Here is a 14,499-nt window from a genome sequence, read left to right on the forward strand (position 1 = left end):
TTGATACAAAAAAGGCCCTTCGGGGCCTTTTTTATTTCCCTTCGCGAAATTTAGTTACCATGGATACTGATATACTTCCCCAAAGAAATTGCCGACCAGTCCGGCCTTGCTAAACAACAACCCTGCCTGTGACTGGCATTGGGGCTGCATTCATCCAAAGCAACTATGTCCTTCTCACAACTCGGCTTGTCCGATGCGATCGTCCGCGCCGTGGCCGAAGCTGGCTATTCCGCGCCGACGCCCATCCAGACCCAAGCGATTCCCGCAGTACTGAACGGCGGCGACCTGCTGGCCGGCGCCCAGACCGGCACCGGCAAGACGGCCGGCTTCACGCTGCCGCTGCTGCACCGCCTGTCCACCGACGCTGTCGGCGCCAAGCTGGCAAACAATACGTCGACCCGTTCGATCCGCGCGCTGATCCTGACACCCACCCGCGAACTGGCCGCCCAGGTCGAGGAAAGCGTGCGCGTGTACGGCAAGTACACGAAACTCAACTCGGCCGTGATCTTCGGCGGCGTGTCGATCAATCCGCAGATCAAGCAGCTCAAGCACGGCGTCGACATCCTGGTGGCCACGCCGGGCCGCCTGCTCGACCACATGCAGCAAGGCACCGTCAACCTGGACAAGGTCGAGATCCTGGTGCTGGACGAAGCCGACCGGATGCTGGACATGGGCTTCATCCGCGATATCCGCAAGGTGCTGGCCGCGCTGCCGGCGAAGCGCCAGAACCTGCTGTTCTCGGCCACCTTCTCCGACGAGATCAAGGCCCTGGCCGACGGCCTGCTGGACAAGCCGGCCACGATCGAAGTGGCACGGCGCAATTCGACGGTGGAAATCATCGCGCAGAAGATCCACCCGGTCGACCGCGACAAGAAGCATCCGATGCTGTCGCACCTGATCCGCACCCACAAGTGGACGCAGGTGCTGGTGTTTACGCGCACCAAGCACGGCGCCAACAAGCTGGTCGAACAGCTGGGCGCGGATGGCATCAAGGCGATGGCAATCCACGGTAACAAGAGCCAGTCGGCGCGTACCCGCGCGCTCGCCGAATTCAAGGACAACACGCTGCAGGTGCTGGTCGCCACGGACATCGCCGCACGCGGCATCGACATCGACCAGTTGCCGCACGTGGTCAACTACGACCTGCCGAACGTGCCGGAAGACTACGTGCACCGGATTGGCCGTACCGGCCGCGCCGGCGCCACGGGCGAGGCCGTGTCGCTGGTCTGCGTGGACGAGCACGACATGCTGAAAGACATCGAAAAGCTCATCAAGCAGACGCTGCCGCGTGAAGTCATCGCCGGCTTCGAACCGGACCCGAACGCCCGCCCGCAACCGATCCAGCTGCGCAGCGGTAATGGCCAGCACCGCAATCCCCGTGGTGGCAGCGGTGGTGGTGGTGGCGGCGGTGGCGGCGGCGGCGGGCGCGGCAAGCCTGCCGTGTCGCGTGCCAGCAACGGCGGCGGTAGCGGTGGCGGTAGCGGCGGTGGCGGTGGCCGTAGCGGCGGCGGCGGTAGCGGTAGTGGCGGTGGCGGTGGCCGTAGCGGCGGCGGTGGCAATCGTTCTGCGGCAGCCCCCGGCGCACGCACCGCTGCACCCCGCGGTGGCCAGCGCCCGGCCGGCAGCGCACCGTCCCGCTCGGGCGGCGGTGGCGGCCGCGGTCGCTGATTCCGCAACATCCTTAACCGTTGTCCCGTTTTCCTGGCTGTCGCGTTGGCAGCCAGGCGTGCAATCGTGCATAATTGCTAACCCCGCCCGCGCTTGTCTCCTTAGTGGCTTTCAGAAAAGTAGCCGCACATGCCCAATCTCGCTGCCAACCTTACCCTGCTGTTCACGGAAATGCCTTTCCTGGACCGCTTTGCCGCCGCGCGCGCGGCCGGCTTCGATGCCGTGGAATGCCAGTTTCCCTACGATCACGAGATCACCGAGATCCGCCGACGGCTCGACGATAACGGCCTGCGCCTGGTGCTGATCAACCTGCCGGCGGGCGACTGGCAGGCGGGCGAGCGCGGCCTGGCCTGCGATCCGCGCCGCCATCGCGACTTTCGCAACAGCGTGTACCGGGCACTGGACTACGCTTCGGCGCTCGGTGTGCCGCAACTGCACTGCCTGGCCGGCCTGGTTCCGTCGGGCATGGACCTGCGCCGCGCCCGCGAAACCTACCTGTTCAATGTCGAGTACGCCGCCAACCTGTGCGGCCCGCGCGATATCCGGCTGCTGATCGAACCGATCAACACGGTGGACATGCCCGGCTATTTCCTGTCGCGCACCGAGCAGGCGCTGGACATCATTGCCGCCTGCGACAGCAGCAACGTGTTCCTGCAGTCCGACATCTATCACATGCACACCATGGGCGAGGACGTGCCGGCGATGTTGCGCCGCGCACTGCCGCATATCGGCCACGTGCAGGTGGCGGATGCGCCCGGCCGCCACGAACCCGGTACCGGCGCGATCGACTTTGCCGGCGTGTTCGCGCTGCTGGACGAACTGGGTTACCAGGGCTGGATCGGCTGCGAATACCAGCCGCTCGCCGACACCCTGACGGGCCTGCAGTGGCGCAGCGGTGTTGCCGCGGCCGTGGAACCGGCTGTTACCTGCCTGGACCCAGCCGCCTGAGTTCCCCCATCCGGGTTCAGCTGTTTGCGTTATCGCAAGCAGCAGTGATTTTGCAGGCGCAAGATGTTCGTTCCGCTCACGCCACGGGAACATCATGCGCCCTCCTCCGCTGCCGCCGTCCCTGCCGCCCGCCGGCCATTCCCTCCTTCGCTTGCCGATATTGCCCGTTCTGGCTTTACTGCTGGCCGTGCTGCTGGCCGGCTGCGCCGGTAACGCGCGCCTGAAGGACGTGCGCGCGTTCGCCGCCGAGGCGCCCAGGCTGAACGGATACCTCGAGTTGAGCCAGCGGTACCGCGACACGTATACACGCGAACAACCCTACCTGACCCCGGCTGCGGACCAACGCGAGAGAGCCATCGACACCAGCCGGCGCGCGGCCTATCCGGACCTGGTGGCGATCCACGAAGCGGTGGTTGCCTACCTGCGCACGCTGGGCAAGCTGGCCGGCGGCGACCGGTTCGATCCGGGCGACCAGATCAAGGAGGTCGCGAAAGGCATCAAGGCGTGGCCCGACACGGGCCTGACCGACCGCCACGTGAATGCCGTGTCCGGCCTGGCGCGGCTGCTCGCACGCGCCGTCACGGGCCCGGCGCAAGACCAGGCTGTGCAGGATGTGTTGCGCGACGGCTACCAGCCGTTGCGCGACGCGCTCGACGCGATGACCACCGTGCTGCGCTACTACGACAGGAACCACGACAACGAACAGGCCATCGTGACCGGCATGCTGGACACGGAAATACCGTTCGCGGACAAGCCGCAGGACCGGCTGGTGGCCGCGCTGGCGAAAGCGCACCGGCAGGAAAAGCTCGATGAATACCGCCTGCTGGGCCGGCGCCACACGCTGGCCGCGCAACACGTACAGGCGATCCGCGAACGCCACGAGGCGCTGTACCGGGAGCTGATGCCCGCCGATCCACAGCCGGCGGCACGCGTCGCCGTCATCCAGGGAGCCACGCCATGAGCCTCACGACCAGGGCTGCCGCCGCCGCTGCCCCCGCCGGCGCCGGTCCGGCCGTTGCCACTGCTGTTTCGACAGCTAATCCCACCGCTGTTTCCACACTGCCCGGCGATATCGAGGCGCTGGCCGACAGCCTGTCCGACAGCGCGGATGCGCTGCACAAGCGCATCATGGCCGCGATCCGCAAGAACGCCACCACGCCAGGCCAGTCGATATCGCATGCCGAGGCGCAGGCACTGTTCGAGCAGGAGATCGCGCTGCGCCAGCAGGCCAACGCGCTGTATGCGGACGCGACCGGATTTGCCGCCAGGGGCCTGGCGATACCGGCCCGCGACCTGCTCGACCTGGCGGCGCGCGCCCGCGAGCGGATCCGTCGCATCGAGCGCGCCAGGGAGCTCGCCGGTATCGCCTCGGCGCTGCTCAATGCCGCCGCCGCGATCGCCGCGCTGAAGCCGGAAGCGGTGGCGCCGGCACTGGAAGACCTGAAGGCGCATCTCGAAGCGTTGCCGGACACCGACAAGACGGCCGCCCACCCTGCCGGCAGCGGGCATACAATGGGGGAATGAACACCCTGACACCCGACCAGCGCGACGCGCTGCATGCGTCCCTAGAACAGCGCATGCTCGCGCTGCTGCGGCAGCTCGCCGGCCGGCCGAACAGCGAGTTCAACCGTACTCCTGCCGTGGAGGAAGTCGAGACCTCTCCCGCCGACAGCGCCAGCAACCGCACGCTGAACCAGCTGGAGGCGGAAGCGGACGAGCTTCGGCAGGCGCAACTGTCGTCGATCCGCCACGCGCTGGCCAAGTTCGGCAGCGGCGAGGACCCCGGCGAGCACGGTGACGCCGGCGACTACGGCGACTGCGAAAACTGCGGCGAGCCGATCGGTTACTCGCGCCTCGAAGCCCGTCCCGAAGCGCGCTTTTGCATTGCCTGCCAGACCCGCCTGGAACAGCCGCGGCGCTGAAAGGCCGCTGCCGCGATGCGGTGCGGTCACCGTTGCCGCCATCCGTGATGTGCGCGGCCACTCCGCCGTACCGGCCTATAATTACCTCATGGGCTACAAGACGATACTGGTTCACGTGGATGAGGCACCGCACTCGGCGGCACGCGTGCTGATGGCGGCCGACCTGGCGTTGCAGCACGGCGCGCACGTGATCGGCGTGGCGCTGACCGGCGTGTCCCGCTTCCTGTACCAGAATGAAGTGGTCGACGACGAGGATCCCAACCTCGCGCAGCATCTCGACGTGCTGCGCGAACGCGCCCGCCGGGCGCTGGCCGACTTCGCGCCGCAATTGCACGCGCTGGGCGTGCACAGTTTCGAACAGCGGGTGCTGGACGACGAACCCGGTGCCGGCCTGGCGCTGGTGGCACGGCATGCCGACCTGGCCGTTGTCGGGCAGGCGCTGCCGGACGGGCGTCCGACGGGCCCGGCGAGCTTTCCGGCCGAAGTGCTGACCGAGTCCGGCTGCCCGGTCCTGGTGGTGCCCTGCACGGCGCGCCCGCGCGGCTCGATATCCGTCACCACGGCCGGCGTGGCGAGTTCCGGCGCGCCCGCGCCCGGCCGCCATGTGCTGATCGCCTGGAATGCCAGCAAGGAAGCAGCGCGTGCGGTGCGCGAGGCACTGCCGCTGCTGGCACGGGCGGAGAAAGTGACGCTGGCCATCATCGATGCCGACCTGCGGCCGGCGGCGTTCGGCGACACGCCGGGAGCGGACGTGCTGGCATGGCTCGCGCGCCATGGCATCACGGCCGATACGCAGGTGCGGCAGACGGCCCGCCAGGGCCTGCTGAAGCGCCCAGGCTATGTCGGCGAGGCGCTGCTGATGCTGGCTGGCGAAGGTGGTTGCGATCTGATGGTGCTGGGCGCCTACGGTCACTCGCGCTTCCGCGAAACGCTGCTGGGCGGCGTCACGCGCACCGTGCTGGAAACGATGACGGTACCGGTGCTGATGGCGCATTGACAAACCTGCCGGGCGCCCGCGGCGCACCGCTGCCTGGCTTGCCTGCCCTGCGGGCACTGCCGCCGCGATCCGGTTCCCCGCTTCCCCGCTTCCCCGCTTCCTCTATTCCTGCCAGTCCTGGTCGCGGATCTTCGCCACCTGGCGCAAGGCCATCCAGCGCCACAGCTGCAGCGCATCCTCCTTGCCGGCCGACATCCGGCGCGGACTAGCCAGCGCGATCTCGCAATCGCGGTCCGACCATTCCTCGAAGCGGATTGCCCCGCCCCGCACCACTTCCATCTGGTACATCAGGCCGTCGTCGTAGCCGAAGCGCAGTACCGCGGAGGGCGCGGCGCCATCCGGACCGCCGCCGTCGCCTTCGTAGATTTCCGACAGCGCCGCCGCCATTTGCGCCTCGGTCGGCGCCTGCACATTGTGGCCATCCGGCCCCGTGAGCTCTACCCATGCGTGTGTCATGCACGCCCCTCCAGAAATAACGCGGCGCTACGGAGCCGGCACCGGTCAGGCGATGCGCCGCGGCAGCGACAGTGGATCGAAGTCTTTCCAGTCGCCGCCGGCGATGGTGCCGTCGGCGCGCTCGATATCGTTGGCGCCCAGCCTGCGCAGCAGTTGCACGGCGCGGTCCTCGTCGCCATCCGGCAAGGCGACGGCGACCAGCATGCCGGACTTGCGCGGCGAGACGGTGTTTTCACCGCCCTGCTCCGCCTCGCCCTTGTCCTTCATGTGCGAGAAGCTGTACAGCGAGCCCACGTGCGCGCCGACCAGTCCACCGACGACCGGGCCGACCGGCCCCGTCAGCGGCACCGTCGCGGCGCCGATGGCCGCGCCGATCGCGCCACCCGTGGCGGCGCCCTTCGCCAGGCCTTCCGGTGAATCCTTGGCCCCCGGCGACAGCGTGCGGTCGCCGCCCAGCGCGTGCATGTCGTGCTGGCCGGGCTGGTTCACATAAAACGAGCTGATACGGTCTTCCGGATAGCCCGCTTCCAGCAGGGCCTGGCGCGCGCCGTCGATCTGTTCCTGCAACTGGAAGTGGCCGGCGATGATGGTTGTCATGATTGTTATCTCCTGCATGAATTGGACGCACTCAGCTTGCCGTGCGCCCCAACGCGGTTCTGTACGTTGACGCACATAGCCTTGCGCAAGTTCATGCTTATCGCTCTGGTAGCGAAACCAGGATGCCAACGGCCCCGGTATCAGGCACCGGCGTTGCCGGCATCGCGCTGCGGCGGGTGCTGCGGCAGCCAGACGGTGAACGTGGTGCCTTCGCCCGGCTGCGAGTGGACGTCGATGCGCCCGCCATGGCGGTTGACGATGCCATACGACAGCGACAGGCCCAGCCCGGTGCCGCTGCCGACCGGCTTGGTGGTGAAGAACGGCTCGAAGATGCGGGTCAGGTGTTCCGGTGCGATGCCGGCGCCGGTATCGGCGATCTCGATCCACACCCAGTCTTCCTGCACGCCGGTGCGGATCCGGATCACGCCCCGTCCGGTGATCGCCTGCACCGCATTGACGAGCAGGTTCATGAATACCTGGTTCAATTGCGAGGCGCGGCACTCCACCAGCGGCAGGTTGCCGTATTCCTTGACCACCGTGACCTTGTATTTCAGTTCGTTGGCGGCGATGGTCAACGTGCTGTCCAGCCCGCGGTGCAGGTCGGCCAGCTGCCATTCAGTTTCTCCCACATGCGAGAACTCGCGCAGCGATTGCACGATTTCCTTCACGCGCCGCAAGCCGTCGATCGATTCGCTGACGAGCGCCGTCACGTCGCCGCGCAGGAAATCCAGGTCGGCGGCCTGCCGCACCGGCACCATCTGCGCCACCAGCGCGGGTTGGCCCGCAATGGCATCGTCGTAGGCATCGATCAGCTGCAGCAGCGCGCCCACATAGCCTTGCAGCGAACTCATGTTGGAATTGACGAAGCCGATCGGGTTGTTGATCTCATGCGCGATGCCGGCCGCCAGTTGCCCCACCGACGCCATCTTTTCCGCCTGCAGCAACTGCTCGTGGGCCTCGCGCAGCTTGCCGATCAGCTGCTGCTGTTCGATGCCCTTCGCCAGCAAGGCCTCTTCCATCGCCTTCCGATCCGTGATGTCGGTCAGCGCGCCGATCACTTCCAGCGGGCGGCCGGCCGCGTCGCGGATCAGCCGCAGCGTATCGTGCATCCACAGGTAGCGGCCGTCCGCCGCGCGGAAACGGTACTCGTACACGCGCTGCCCTTCGGTGAACACTTCGGCCAGGCTGGCAACGATGCGCGGCGCATCGTCAGGATGGATGTGGTCGAACCAGAAATTCGGGTCGGCCATCATTTCTTCCGGCCGGTAGCCCAGCATGTTGAACGCATTGTTGCTGACGAACGTCATCTTGAAGTCGCCGCTGGGCACGGTGCAGTAGATCAGCGCGGGCGTGTTGTCGATCAGGTACTGCAGCCGGGTAGGCAGCTCGGCGTCCTGCCGCGCGGCGGGGGGCGAGGCATCGAAGTCCTCGAAGTGCATTACCAGCTGGCCCAGGCGAACGAGCGGTTGGCCGGCACGGCCGCCGATACCGCAGCCAGCGGCACCGCGGGCAGGTCCGGCTCGACCGCGGGCGGCTCGTCCAGCCACTCGCGCGGATCGACACGGTAGAACTTCGACAGCTCGTCATACAGCGCCGGGTGGCGCTGCGCCAGCTGCCACGGTTTGCCGAAGAACGATTCGGTGGCGACGGCGAAGAATTCGGCCGGGCTGGTGGCGCCATAGTGGTCGAGCACGCTGTCCTGGCTGCCCAGCCAGGCGGCACGGCGCAGGTGCGCAAAGTCGCGCGACAGCACTTCGGACCAGTTGCGGTAGTTTTCCCGGCTGCCCAGGTACGGTGCGCCATTGGTGTGCCCCGATTCGCTGTCGAGCTGGTGGGCGAACTCGTGCAGCACGACGTTCTGGCCATCCCAGGCCAGCGCGCCGCGCTCGGTATCGTCCCAGGACAGCACCACGCGGCCATCCTGCCAGGATTCGCCCAACATCGTCTGGCGGAAGTGGGTCACCACGCCACCCGGTCCCACATCCTGCCGGGCCGCCGCAAATGCCCCGGGATACAGCAGGATCGTGCGCAACGATGGATAAACGCCGGTGGCACGGTTCAGCAGCAGCAGGCAAGCCTGGCCGGCGATGGCGACGCGCATGTCGTCCGTGACGCCGAGACCGGCGCAGCCGACGAACTTCTTCTGGTGCAGGAATTGTTTGACGAGCCGGTGCAACTGCTGCTGCAGGTCCGGGCCCAGCCGTTCATAGATGGGAACGTAGCGGCGCAGCGCAGCCAGGGCGGCCGGCGGCAGGGGCCGGGCCAATGCGCGGCGCAATGTCAGGCGCGGATACAGGAATGGCGCCGCTACCGCCAGCGCCATGAGTGTCAAACCAAGCAATGCGTCCATATTGGCCGTCCATAACGATACATGTCGCCACAGATGGGGAGCGTTGCCGGAGTTTCAATGAAGGCAGGATGATTGGCACATGAGCTGTAGTAGATAAGGATTACTACATGAGCACTACTACATGAGCATTACTACATGAGCACTACTACATGAGACGCAATGCATGAAGACGATGCACCAGACCTGCTTCGTGTGCGTCCCAGCCATGCTTCCGGTGCGCCGGCAACGGCGCACCGCCGTTCTAGATTACTGCTGCGCCTTTTGCAGCGATTGCGGGGCGCCGAACAGCGCGGCCACCAGCGGATCGCGCGTCACGGGGCCGCGGTTCACGCGGATCGCGTAATGCGTGTCGTCCGCCAGGATGTGGAAGTGGCGGCCGCTGCCGGCCATGCTCTGCTCGCGCAGGCTCGGGCGTTCCTTGCGGGGCGGCGTGCCTTCGCGTTTCGGCTGGGCGATCGCGGCCAGGAAGGCCTGCACCCGTTCGGCATCCGGCGTCAGGCGGTAGACGGCCTTGCCCAGGTAGGTTGCGGTACCTTCGATGTAGCGGGCCAGTTCGATCACGCCGGCTTCGCGCAGGTCGCGGATGTACTTGCGGGCGCCGGACGGGGAAAATTTGAGGAACCAGGCGATTTCATCGGCCAGCATTTCATGCTGCTGCAATTCACCGATCAGTTTCTGCATGTTTTCAATGCGGCGCAGCGTTGCCGAGGTGGACCGTACGCGCTCGATCGGCGCCAGCGACAATGCCTTGCGCTCGGTCCCCGGACCCGGGCGCTCCACCAGCGCCAGGCGCGGCTTCGCGGCGGGCTGGGAGGCCATCACATCGCTGTTCGACAGGTCGTGAGAATCTCTGATTGCGTGCATTTGAACACTCCTTATAACGGGTAGCCGGTTTGCGCGGTGCGGGGTCACTGCGCATTCATTGGGGTCTAGATTGCCGTTATGCGTTGTACAAGTCTGTGCGGCAACGAACATAAAATGGTTCAAAGGTTAAAGCCACCCCGCTGTGTTCGAACCGCCACGTTGGCGCCTGAATGTGCGCTCGCGAACAGATCGGCGCCAGTTCGTTGTTTAAAGTGCATCTCGGATCAACCTTAAAGAGAGGACACACCATGAAATATTCCATCCTGCTGGCGGCCATCACCGCCCTGAGCCTGTCTGCCTGCAACAAGACCGAAACCACCGCACCAGCCACCGACACGGCGCCCGCGGCACCCGCAGTGACCGAACCGGCAGCTCCAGCAGCGGCACCAGCCGATACCGTGACGCCGCCGCCTGCCGATACCACCACGCCGCCTGCCGACACCACGGCTCCGGCAGGTACCGGCACCACCCCGGCCGGCACCACGCCGCCGGCCGGCGGCACGACGACGCAGTAAGTCATGCGGCAGGCGGGGCGATAGGTGACGCAATCTGGCAATCAGCGAAGCAGCAAGTACCTGACCGGTTCGCTAATCGGTACCGCCCCGCCCTGAAAACGCGCCAACAGGCGCGTTTTTTTCACGCTGCCCTCCCGTTGGACGGACAGACGCACGCGCAGTTCCTGTTGTACATTGGCGACACATTTGATATAACGCAAGCTTATTGTGCGCTAGCGCACCGAGCCGGGAGTTGCTGCCACAATAAACTTGACGTAACAGCAATGCATAAGCTGCTATTGAAAGTAGAGCTGGCAAAGAAAAGCCACAGCGACTTCTTTCAATATTGCTGTGAAATAAACATCTCTTCAACGCATCAGGAGTTATCAGTGAATAAATCCAACAAGATCGCAATCGCCGCAGCCCTGCTGTGCGCTTCCTTCGCCGCCTCGGCGCAGGATGCCGTCATCAATCCGAACTGGTACATCCAGCCCAGCGTGAACGCGCTGAAGCCCGATTCTGACTGGGCCACCGACAAGACCGGCTATGGCGGCGGCTTGAAGTTCGGTAAGCCGCTGGCGGAGAACTGGGATATCCAGTTGGGTTACACCTACGCCCGCGCCAGCGAGAACGGTTCGCGTTACCAGCAAGAAACGCTGGGCGTCGACTTCCTGTACCTGTTCTCGCGCAAGACCTTCCGTCCGTTCGTGCTGGTCGGCCTGGGTGCCCAGCGCGACAAGGAAAACCGCTTCAACAGCTTCGCCGAGCCGCAGCGCACGTCGCCGTATGTGTCGGCCGGCCTGGGCTTCCAGTCCGTCATCAACGACCGCTGGTCGTTCCAGGCGGACGTGCGCAGCGTGTACGGCTTCATCGGCAGCGACGATTTCCGTCATGACCGTTCGAACAACGTCTACGCCACCGTGGGCTTCAACTACGCGCTGGGCCCAACGCCGCAACCGCCGGCACCACCGGCACCACCGCCAGCTCCGGTCGTAGAAGCGCCGGCACCGGTCGCTCCGCCACCGCCACCACCGGCACGCTTCGAGAAGGTGACGATGTCGGCCACCGAACTGTTCGAGTTCAACAGCGCCAAGCTGAAGGGCGACCAGCCGAAGCTGGATGACATCGTGCGCGTGCTGAACGAGAACCCGAGCCTGACGGGCATCACGATCGTCGGCCACACCGACCGCATCGGTTCCGAGAAGTACAACCAGACGCTGTCGGAAAAACGCGCTGCCGCCGCCAAGGAATACCTGGTGGGCAAAGGCATCGCCGCCGACCGCCTGGCCACCGAAGGCAAAGGCGAATCGCAGCCGATCGTCCAGTGCAACGACAAGAAGCGCGCTGACCTGATCAAGTGCCTGGAGCCGAACCGCCGCGTCGAAGTCGAGCAGATCACGATCGAACGCCGTGTGAACTAAGCAGCAGTAAAACACCCGCGTTCCCGTGGGTCCGGCCAGCAACGACGGGCAGCCAGCCCGTTCCTGCCGAGCCGGATCCACGACGGACGCCGTACGCTAAAAGGGGCCTCGGCCCCTTTTTGTTTATACGGAGCTGAAAATGAACTGGAGAAAGTTTCCCCATATCGCCAGGAAAGTCCCCAACCTGCTGTACTGCGCCCTCATGGAGTGGTTCGACCACCGCGGCAGCAGCAAGGGCGCGGCGCTGGCCTTCTACACCTTGTTCTCGCTCGCTCCGATCCTGGTGCTCGTGATCGCGATCGCCGGCATCTTCTACGGCAAGGAAGCAGCCCAGGGCGAACTGTTTGCGCAATTGCGCGGCATGGTCGGCGCCCAGGGCGCGGAAGCAATCCAGCTGATCCTGGCCGGCGCGCGCAACGAGGAAGAAGGCAAGATCGCCACGATGGTCGCCGGCGCCCTGCTGCTGTTCGGCGCCACCAGCGTGTTTGCCGAGCTGAAGGCCAGCCTCGACGAAGTCTGGCAGATTCCGCCCGTCACCGACAACACGGTGTGGGATACGGTCCGTACCCGGCTGCTGTCGTTCGGGCTGGTGCTGGCGTTGGGCTTCCTGCTGATGACGTCGCTCGTGATCAGTGCCGCGCTGGAGATTTTCCAGCGTTTCTGGAACCGCTACTGGCCGGATGCCACCGTGATGATCACGATCCTGAACCACACCATCAGCTTCCTCGTGATCGCTGCCATGTTCGGCGTGATCTACAAACTGCTGCCGCGTATCAAGCTGGCATGGGAAGACGTGGTCATCGGCGCGGTCGGCACCGCCGTCATGTTCATGATCGGTAAATTCGGCATCGGCGCCTACATCGGCAACAGCGGCGTGACCAGCAGCTTCGGCGCCGCCGGCTCCACGATCGCACTGCTGCTGTGGGTGTACTACTCGGCGCAGATCTTTTTCCTGGGCGCCGAATTCGCCCGGCAATACGCGCTGCAGATCGGCAGCCTGAAACACCATCCGCGCGATGAACAGGGCAAGCTGAAAGTGAAGTGATGCAGTAAACGACAAAACCGGTGACAGGCTCCGGTTTTCGGGAAACATTTCCCGGAAACTGGAGCCTGTCACCGGTTTTCGTGTCACTGGCGTTCGCAGCTTTCGTGGCCGCGCTATTCGCCCAGCAGCTCGGCGACGATTTCCATCCCCTCCACCCTCTCGGCGACGACCTTGACGATCACGATCACGGGCACACCGAGCAGCAGTCCCCACACGCCCCACAGCCAGCCCCAGAACAGCAGGCTGACGAAAACGGCGGCGGCGTTCATGCGGGCGATGCGCCCCGTCATCCACGTGGTGACGAAGGTGCCGACCAGCGTGGCGATGCCGAGCGAGGCGCCGGTGACAAGCAGCACCATCTGCAGCGATTCGAATTGCAGGAACGCGACCAGGCCGGTGGCACTGGTGATCAACAGCGGGCCGAAGTACGGCATGATGTGCAGCAGTCCGGCCACGATGGCCCAGGCGCCGGCGTTTTCCAGGCCGATGGCGCGCAGCGCGATCCACATCAGCAGCGCCAGCAGCACGTTGGTGACCAGCAGCATGAACATGTAGGCCTGGATCGACGTATTGATGTCTTCCAGGATGTGCACGGTGATCTTCTTTTTCGACAGCGACGGGCCGGTCAGCTTGACGAGCTTGCGCTTGAACGTGTCGCCCGACAGCAGCAGGAAGAAGACGAGGAAGATCACCATCGTAGCCTGGGACAGGAAACCGACCAGGCCGCGCGCGCTGACCCAGACCCAGTCCATCACGCGGATGCCGCCGGTCGTGGCGGCATGGCCGGGGGGCGATGCGGTAACCGTCTCCTGCTGGCGCTTGGCGGCGCGGCGCGCGCTGCTGCCCGCCGTGGCCTGTTCGATTTCGTTGGCTACGGCCTGGATGCGCGAGATGGTGCTGGTGCTGGAACCCGTGGTCGAGGCCAGCAGCCGGGAAAGCTTGTGGGTAATGGTCGGCAGTTCCTCGACGATGTTCTGGAACTCGCCATGCACCTTGTCGATGACGACGACCGAGCCGCCGAAGATCGCGCCCGTGACGAGCGTGGCGCCGATGATGCGCTTGATATGCAGGCGTTCGAGCCAGTTGACGAGGGGATTGAGCGTGTAGGCGATGAAGATGCCCAACAACAGGGGCACCAGGAAATTCCTGCCCCACTGCAGCGCATACAGGAAGGCGACGGTGGCGATGATGCCCAGCGCCAGCCCCTTGGCATGGACGTGCAGTGGGAACTGCAGCTTGGACGCGTGCTCGCCGCCTTCCGCTGCATTTTCTGCCGGCGTGGCCGGCTCATGGGAAACGATGTGCGGACGGTCCATTCATGCATCGCGGCCCGGGCCGCCCCGGTGGAGCACCGGGCGGTCCGGCCGCGTCCCGGTTACTTGACGCGGATGTCGTTCTTCACCGACTTCACACCGTTCACGCCGCGGGCGATCTCGCCTGCCTTCGTGATGTCGCCAGGCTGGGCCACGAAGCCGGACAGCTGCACGGTGCCCTTGAACGTTTCCACGTTGATCTCGGTGGCCTTCAGGGTCGGCTCGTTGAAGATCGACGACTTCACCTTGGTGGTGATGACGGCGTCGTCGACATACTCGCCGGTGCCTTCCTTGGTGGCCGAGCCGGCGCAGCCGACGACGGTGAACACGGTGGCGGCAGTGAAGACGGCAGTGGCGATTTTTTGAGCAACGATATTTTTAGCGATCATGGTAGTACTCCTTCTTCGTGTTGTAAAAATGCCCG

Annotated in this window: 16 protein-coding genes; 9 read left to right on the plus strand and 7 right to left on the minus strand. The window is 65.3% G+C overall.

Features of this window, described 5'->3' with window-relative positions:
• The first annotated feature begins 165 nt into the window (after nt 1–165).
• The 6 genes from FHS02_RS24200 (at nt 166) to FHS02_RS24225 (ending at nt 5,535) form a co-directional block, all read left to right on the plus strand.
• The gene (locus FHS02_RS24200; RefSeq protein WP_137316863.1) at nt 166–1,668 is read left to right on the plus strand and encodes a DEAD/DEAH box helicase; all 1,503 of its coding nucleotides are present in this window, start codon (nt 166–168) and stop codon (nt 1,666–1,668) included.
• A 129-nt stretch (nt 1,669–1,797) separates the two neighbouring features.
• A complete protein-coding gene (hyi, locus tag FHS02_RS24205) occupies nt 1,798–2,616 on the plus strand; it encodes a hydroxypyruvate isomerase (RefSeq protein ID WP_137316862.1) in 819 nt (272 codons plus the stop codon).
• A gap of 94 nt (nt 2,617–2,710) precedes the next feature.
• Nucleotides 2,711–3,577, plus strand: coding sequence for a hypothetical protein (locus FHS02_RS24210; RefSeq protein ID WP_229422421.1), 867 nt, complete (start codon nt 2,711–2,713; stop codon nt 3,575–3,577).
• Nucleotides 3,574–4,140 carry a hypothetical protein gene (locus tag FHS02_RS24215; RefSeq protein WP_229422420.1) on the plus strand — a complete coding sequence of 189 codons (567 nt, stop codon included), beginning with the start codon at nt 3,574–3,576 and terminating at the stop codon, nt 4,138–4,140. The genes FHS02_RS24210 and FHS02_RS24215 overlap by 4 nt, the downstream gene beginning before the upstream one ends.
• Nucleotides 4,137–4,538 carry a TraR/DksA family transcriptional regulator gene (locus FHS02_RS24220; protein WP_137316861.1) on the plus strand — a complete coding sequence of 134 codons (402 nt, stop codon included), beginning with the start codon at nt 4,137–4,139 and terminating at the stop codon, nt 4,536–4,538. Before FHS02_RS24215 ends, FHS02_RS24220 begins: the two co-directional genes overlap by 4 nt.
• Before the next feature lie 88 nt (nt 4,539–4,626).
• Nucleotides 4,627–5,535, plus strand: coding sequence for a universal stress protein (locus FHS02_RS24225; RefSeq protein ID WP_137316860.1), 909 nt, complete (start codon nt 4,627–4,629; stop codon nt 5,533–5,535).
• A gap of 102 nt (nt 5,536–5,637) precedes the next feature.
• Here FHS02_RS24225 and FHS02_RS24230 read toward each other — a convergent pair whose 3' ends face one another.
• From FHS02_RS24230 to FHS02_RS24250, 5 genes are all read right to left on the minus strand, one after another.
• On the minus strand, nt 5,638–5,991 hold the full coding sequence (locus FHS02_RS24230) for a hypothetical protein (RefSeq protein ID WP_137316859.1): 354 nt from the start codon (nt 5,989–5,991) through the stop codon (nt 5,638–5,640).
• A gap of 45 nt (nt 5,992–6,036) precedes the next feature.
• Nucleotides 6,037–6,588 (minus strand): glycine zipper domain-containing protein, encoded by a 552-nt coding sequence (locus FHS02_RS24235; RefSeq protein WP_137316858.1) that lies wholly within the window; start codon nt 6,586–6,588, stop codon nt 6,037–6,039.
• 140 nt (nt 6,589–6,728) lie between these two features.
• A complete protein-coding gene (locus tag FHS02_RS24240) occupies nt 6,729–8,027 on the minus strand; it encodes an ATP-binding protein (RefSeq protein WP_137316857.1) in 1,299 nt (432 codons plus the stop codon).
• Nucleotides 8,027–8,938, minus strand: a complete 912-nt coding sequence (locus FHS02_RS24245) for a M90 family metallopeptidase (protein WP_137316856.1) — start codon at nt 8,936–8,938, stop codon at nt 8,027–8,029. Before FHS02_RS24245 ends, FHS02_RS24240 begins: the two co-directional genes overlap by 1 nt.
• Before the next feature lie 246 nt (nt 8,939–9,184).
• Nucleotides 9,185–9,757 carry a winged helix-turn-helix domain-containing protein gene (locus FHS02_RS24250; RefSeq protein ID WP_165391023.1) on the minus strand — a complete coding sequence of 191 codons (573 nt, stop codon included), beginning with the start codon at nt 9,755–9,757 and terminating at the stop codon, nt 9,185–9,187.
• 293 nt (nt 9,758–10,050) lie between these two features.
• Between FHS02_RS24250 and FHS02_RS24255 the strand changes: the two genes are divergently transcribed.
• From FHS02_RS24255 to FHS02_RS24265, 3 genes are all read left to right on the plus strand, one after another.
• The gene (locus FHS02_RS24255; protein WP_137316855.1) at nt 10,051–10,317 is read left to right on the plus strand and encodes a hypothetical protein; all 267 of its coding nucleotides are present in this window, start codon (nt 10,051–10,053) and stop codon (nt 10,315–10,317) included.
• 368 nt (nt 10,318–10,685) lie between these two features.
• The gene (locus tag FHS02_RS24260; RefSeq protein WP_137316854.1) at nt 10,686–11,717 is read left to right on the plus strand and encodes an OmpA family protein; all 1,032 of its coding nucleotides are present in this window, start codon (nt 10,686–10,688) and stop codon (nt 11,715–11,717) included.
• A 139-nt stretch (nt 11,718–11,856) separates the two neighbouring features.
• Entirely contained in the window at nt 11,857–12,762 is a 906-nt protein-coding gene (locus tag FHS02_RS24265; protein ID WP_137316853.1) for a YihY/virulence factor BrkB family protein, read from the plus strand.
• A 113-nt stretch (nt 12,763–12,875) separates the two neighbouring features.
• Here FHS02_RS24265 and FHS02_RS24270 read toward each other — a convergent pair whose 3' ends face one another.
• Complete coding sequence (locus FHS02_RS24270) at nt 12,876–14,078, minus strand: AI-2E family transporter (protein ID WP_137316852.1); 1,203 nt, start codon at nt 14,076–14,078, stop codon at nt 12,876–12,878.
• A 59-nt stretch (nt 14,079–14,137) separates the two neighbouring features.
• Nucleotides 14,138–14,464 (minus strand): BON domain-containing protein, encoded by a 327-nt coding sequence (locus FHS02_RS24275; protein WP_137316851.1) that lies wholly within the window; start codon nt 14,462–14,464, stop codon nt 14,138–14,140.
• Nucleotides 14,465–14,499 lie beyond the last annotated feature (35 nt).

The organism is Pseudoduganella umbonata (assembly GCF_014192225.1).
Taxonomy (GTDB): Bacteria; Pseudomonadota; Gammaproteobacteria; order Burkholderiales; family Burkholderiaceae_D; genus Rugamonas; species Rugamonas umbonata.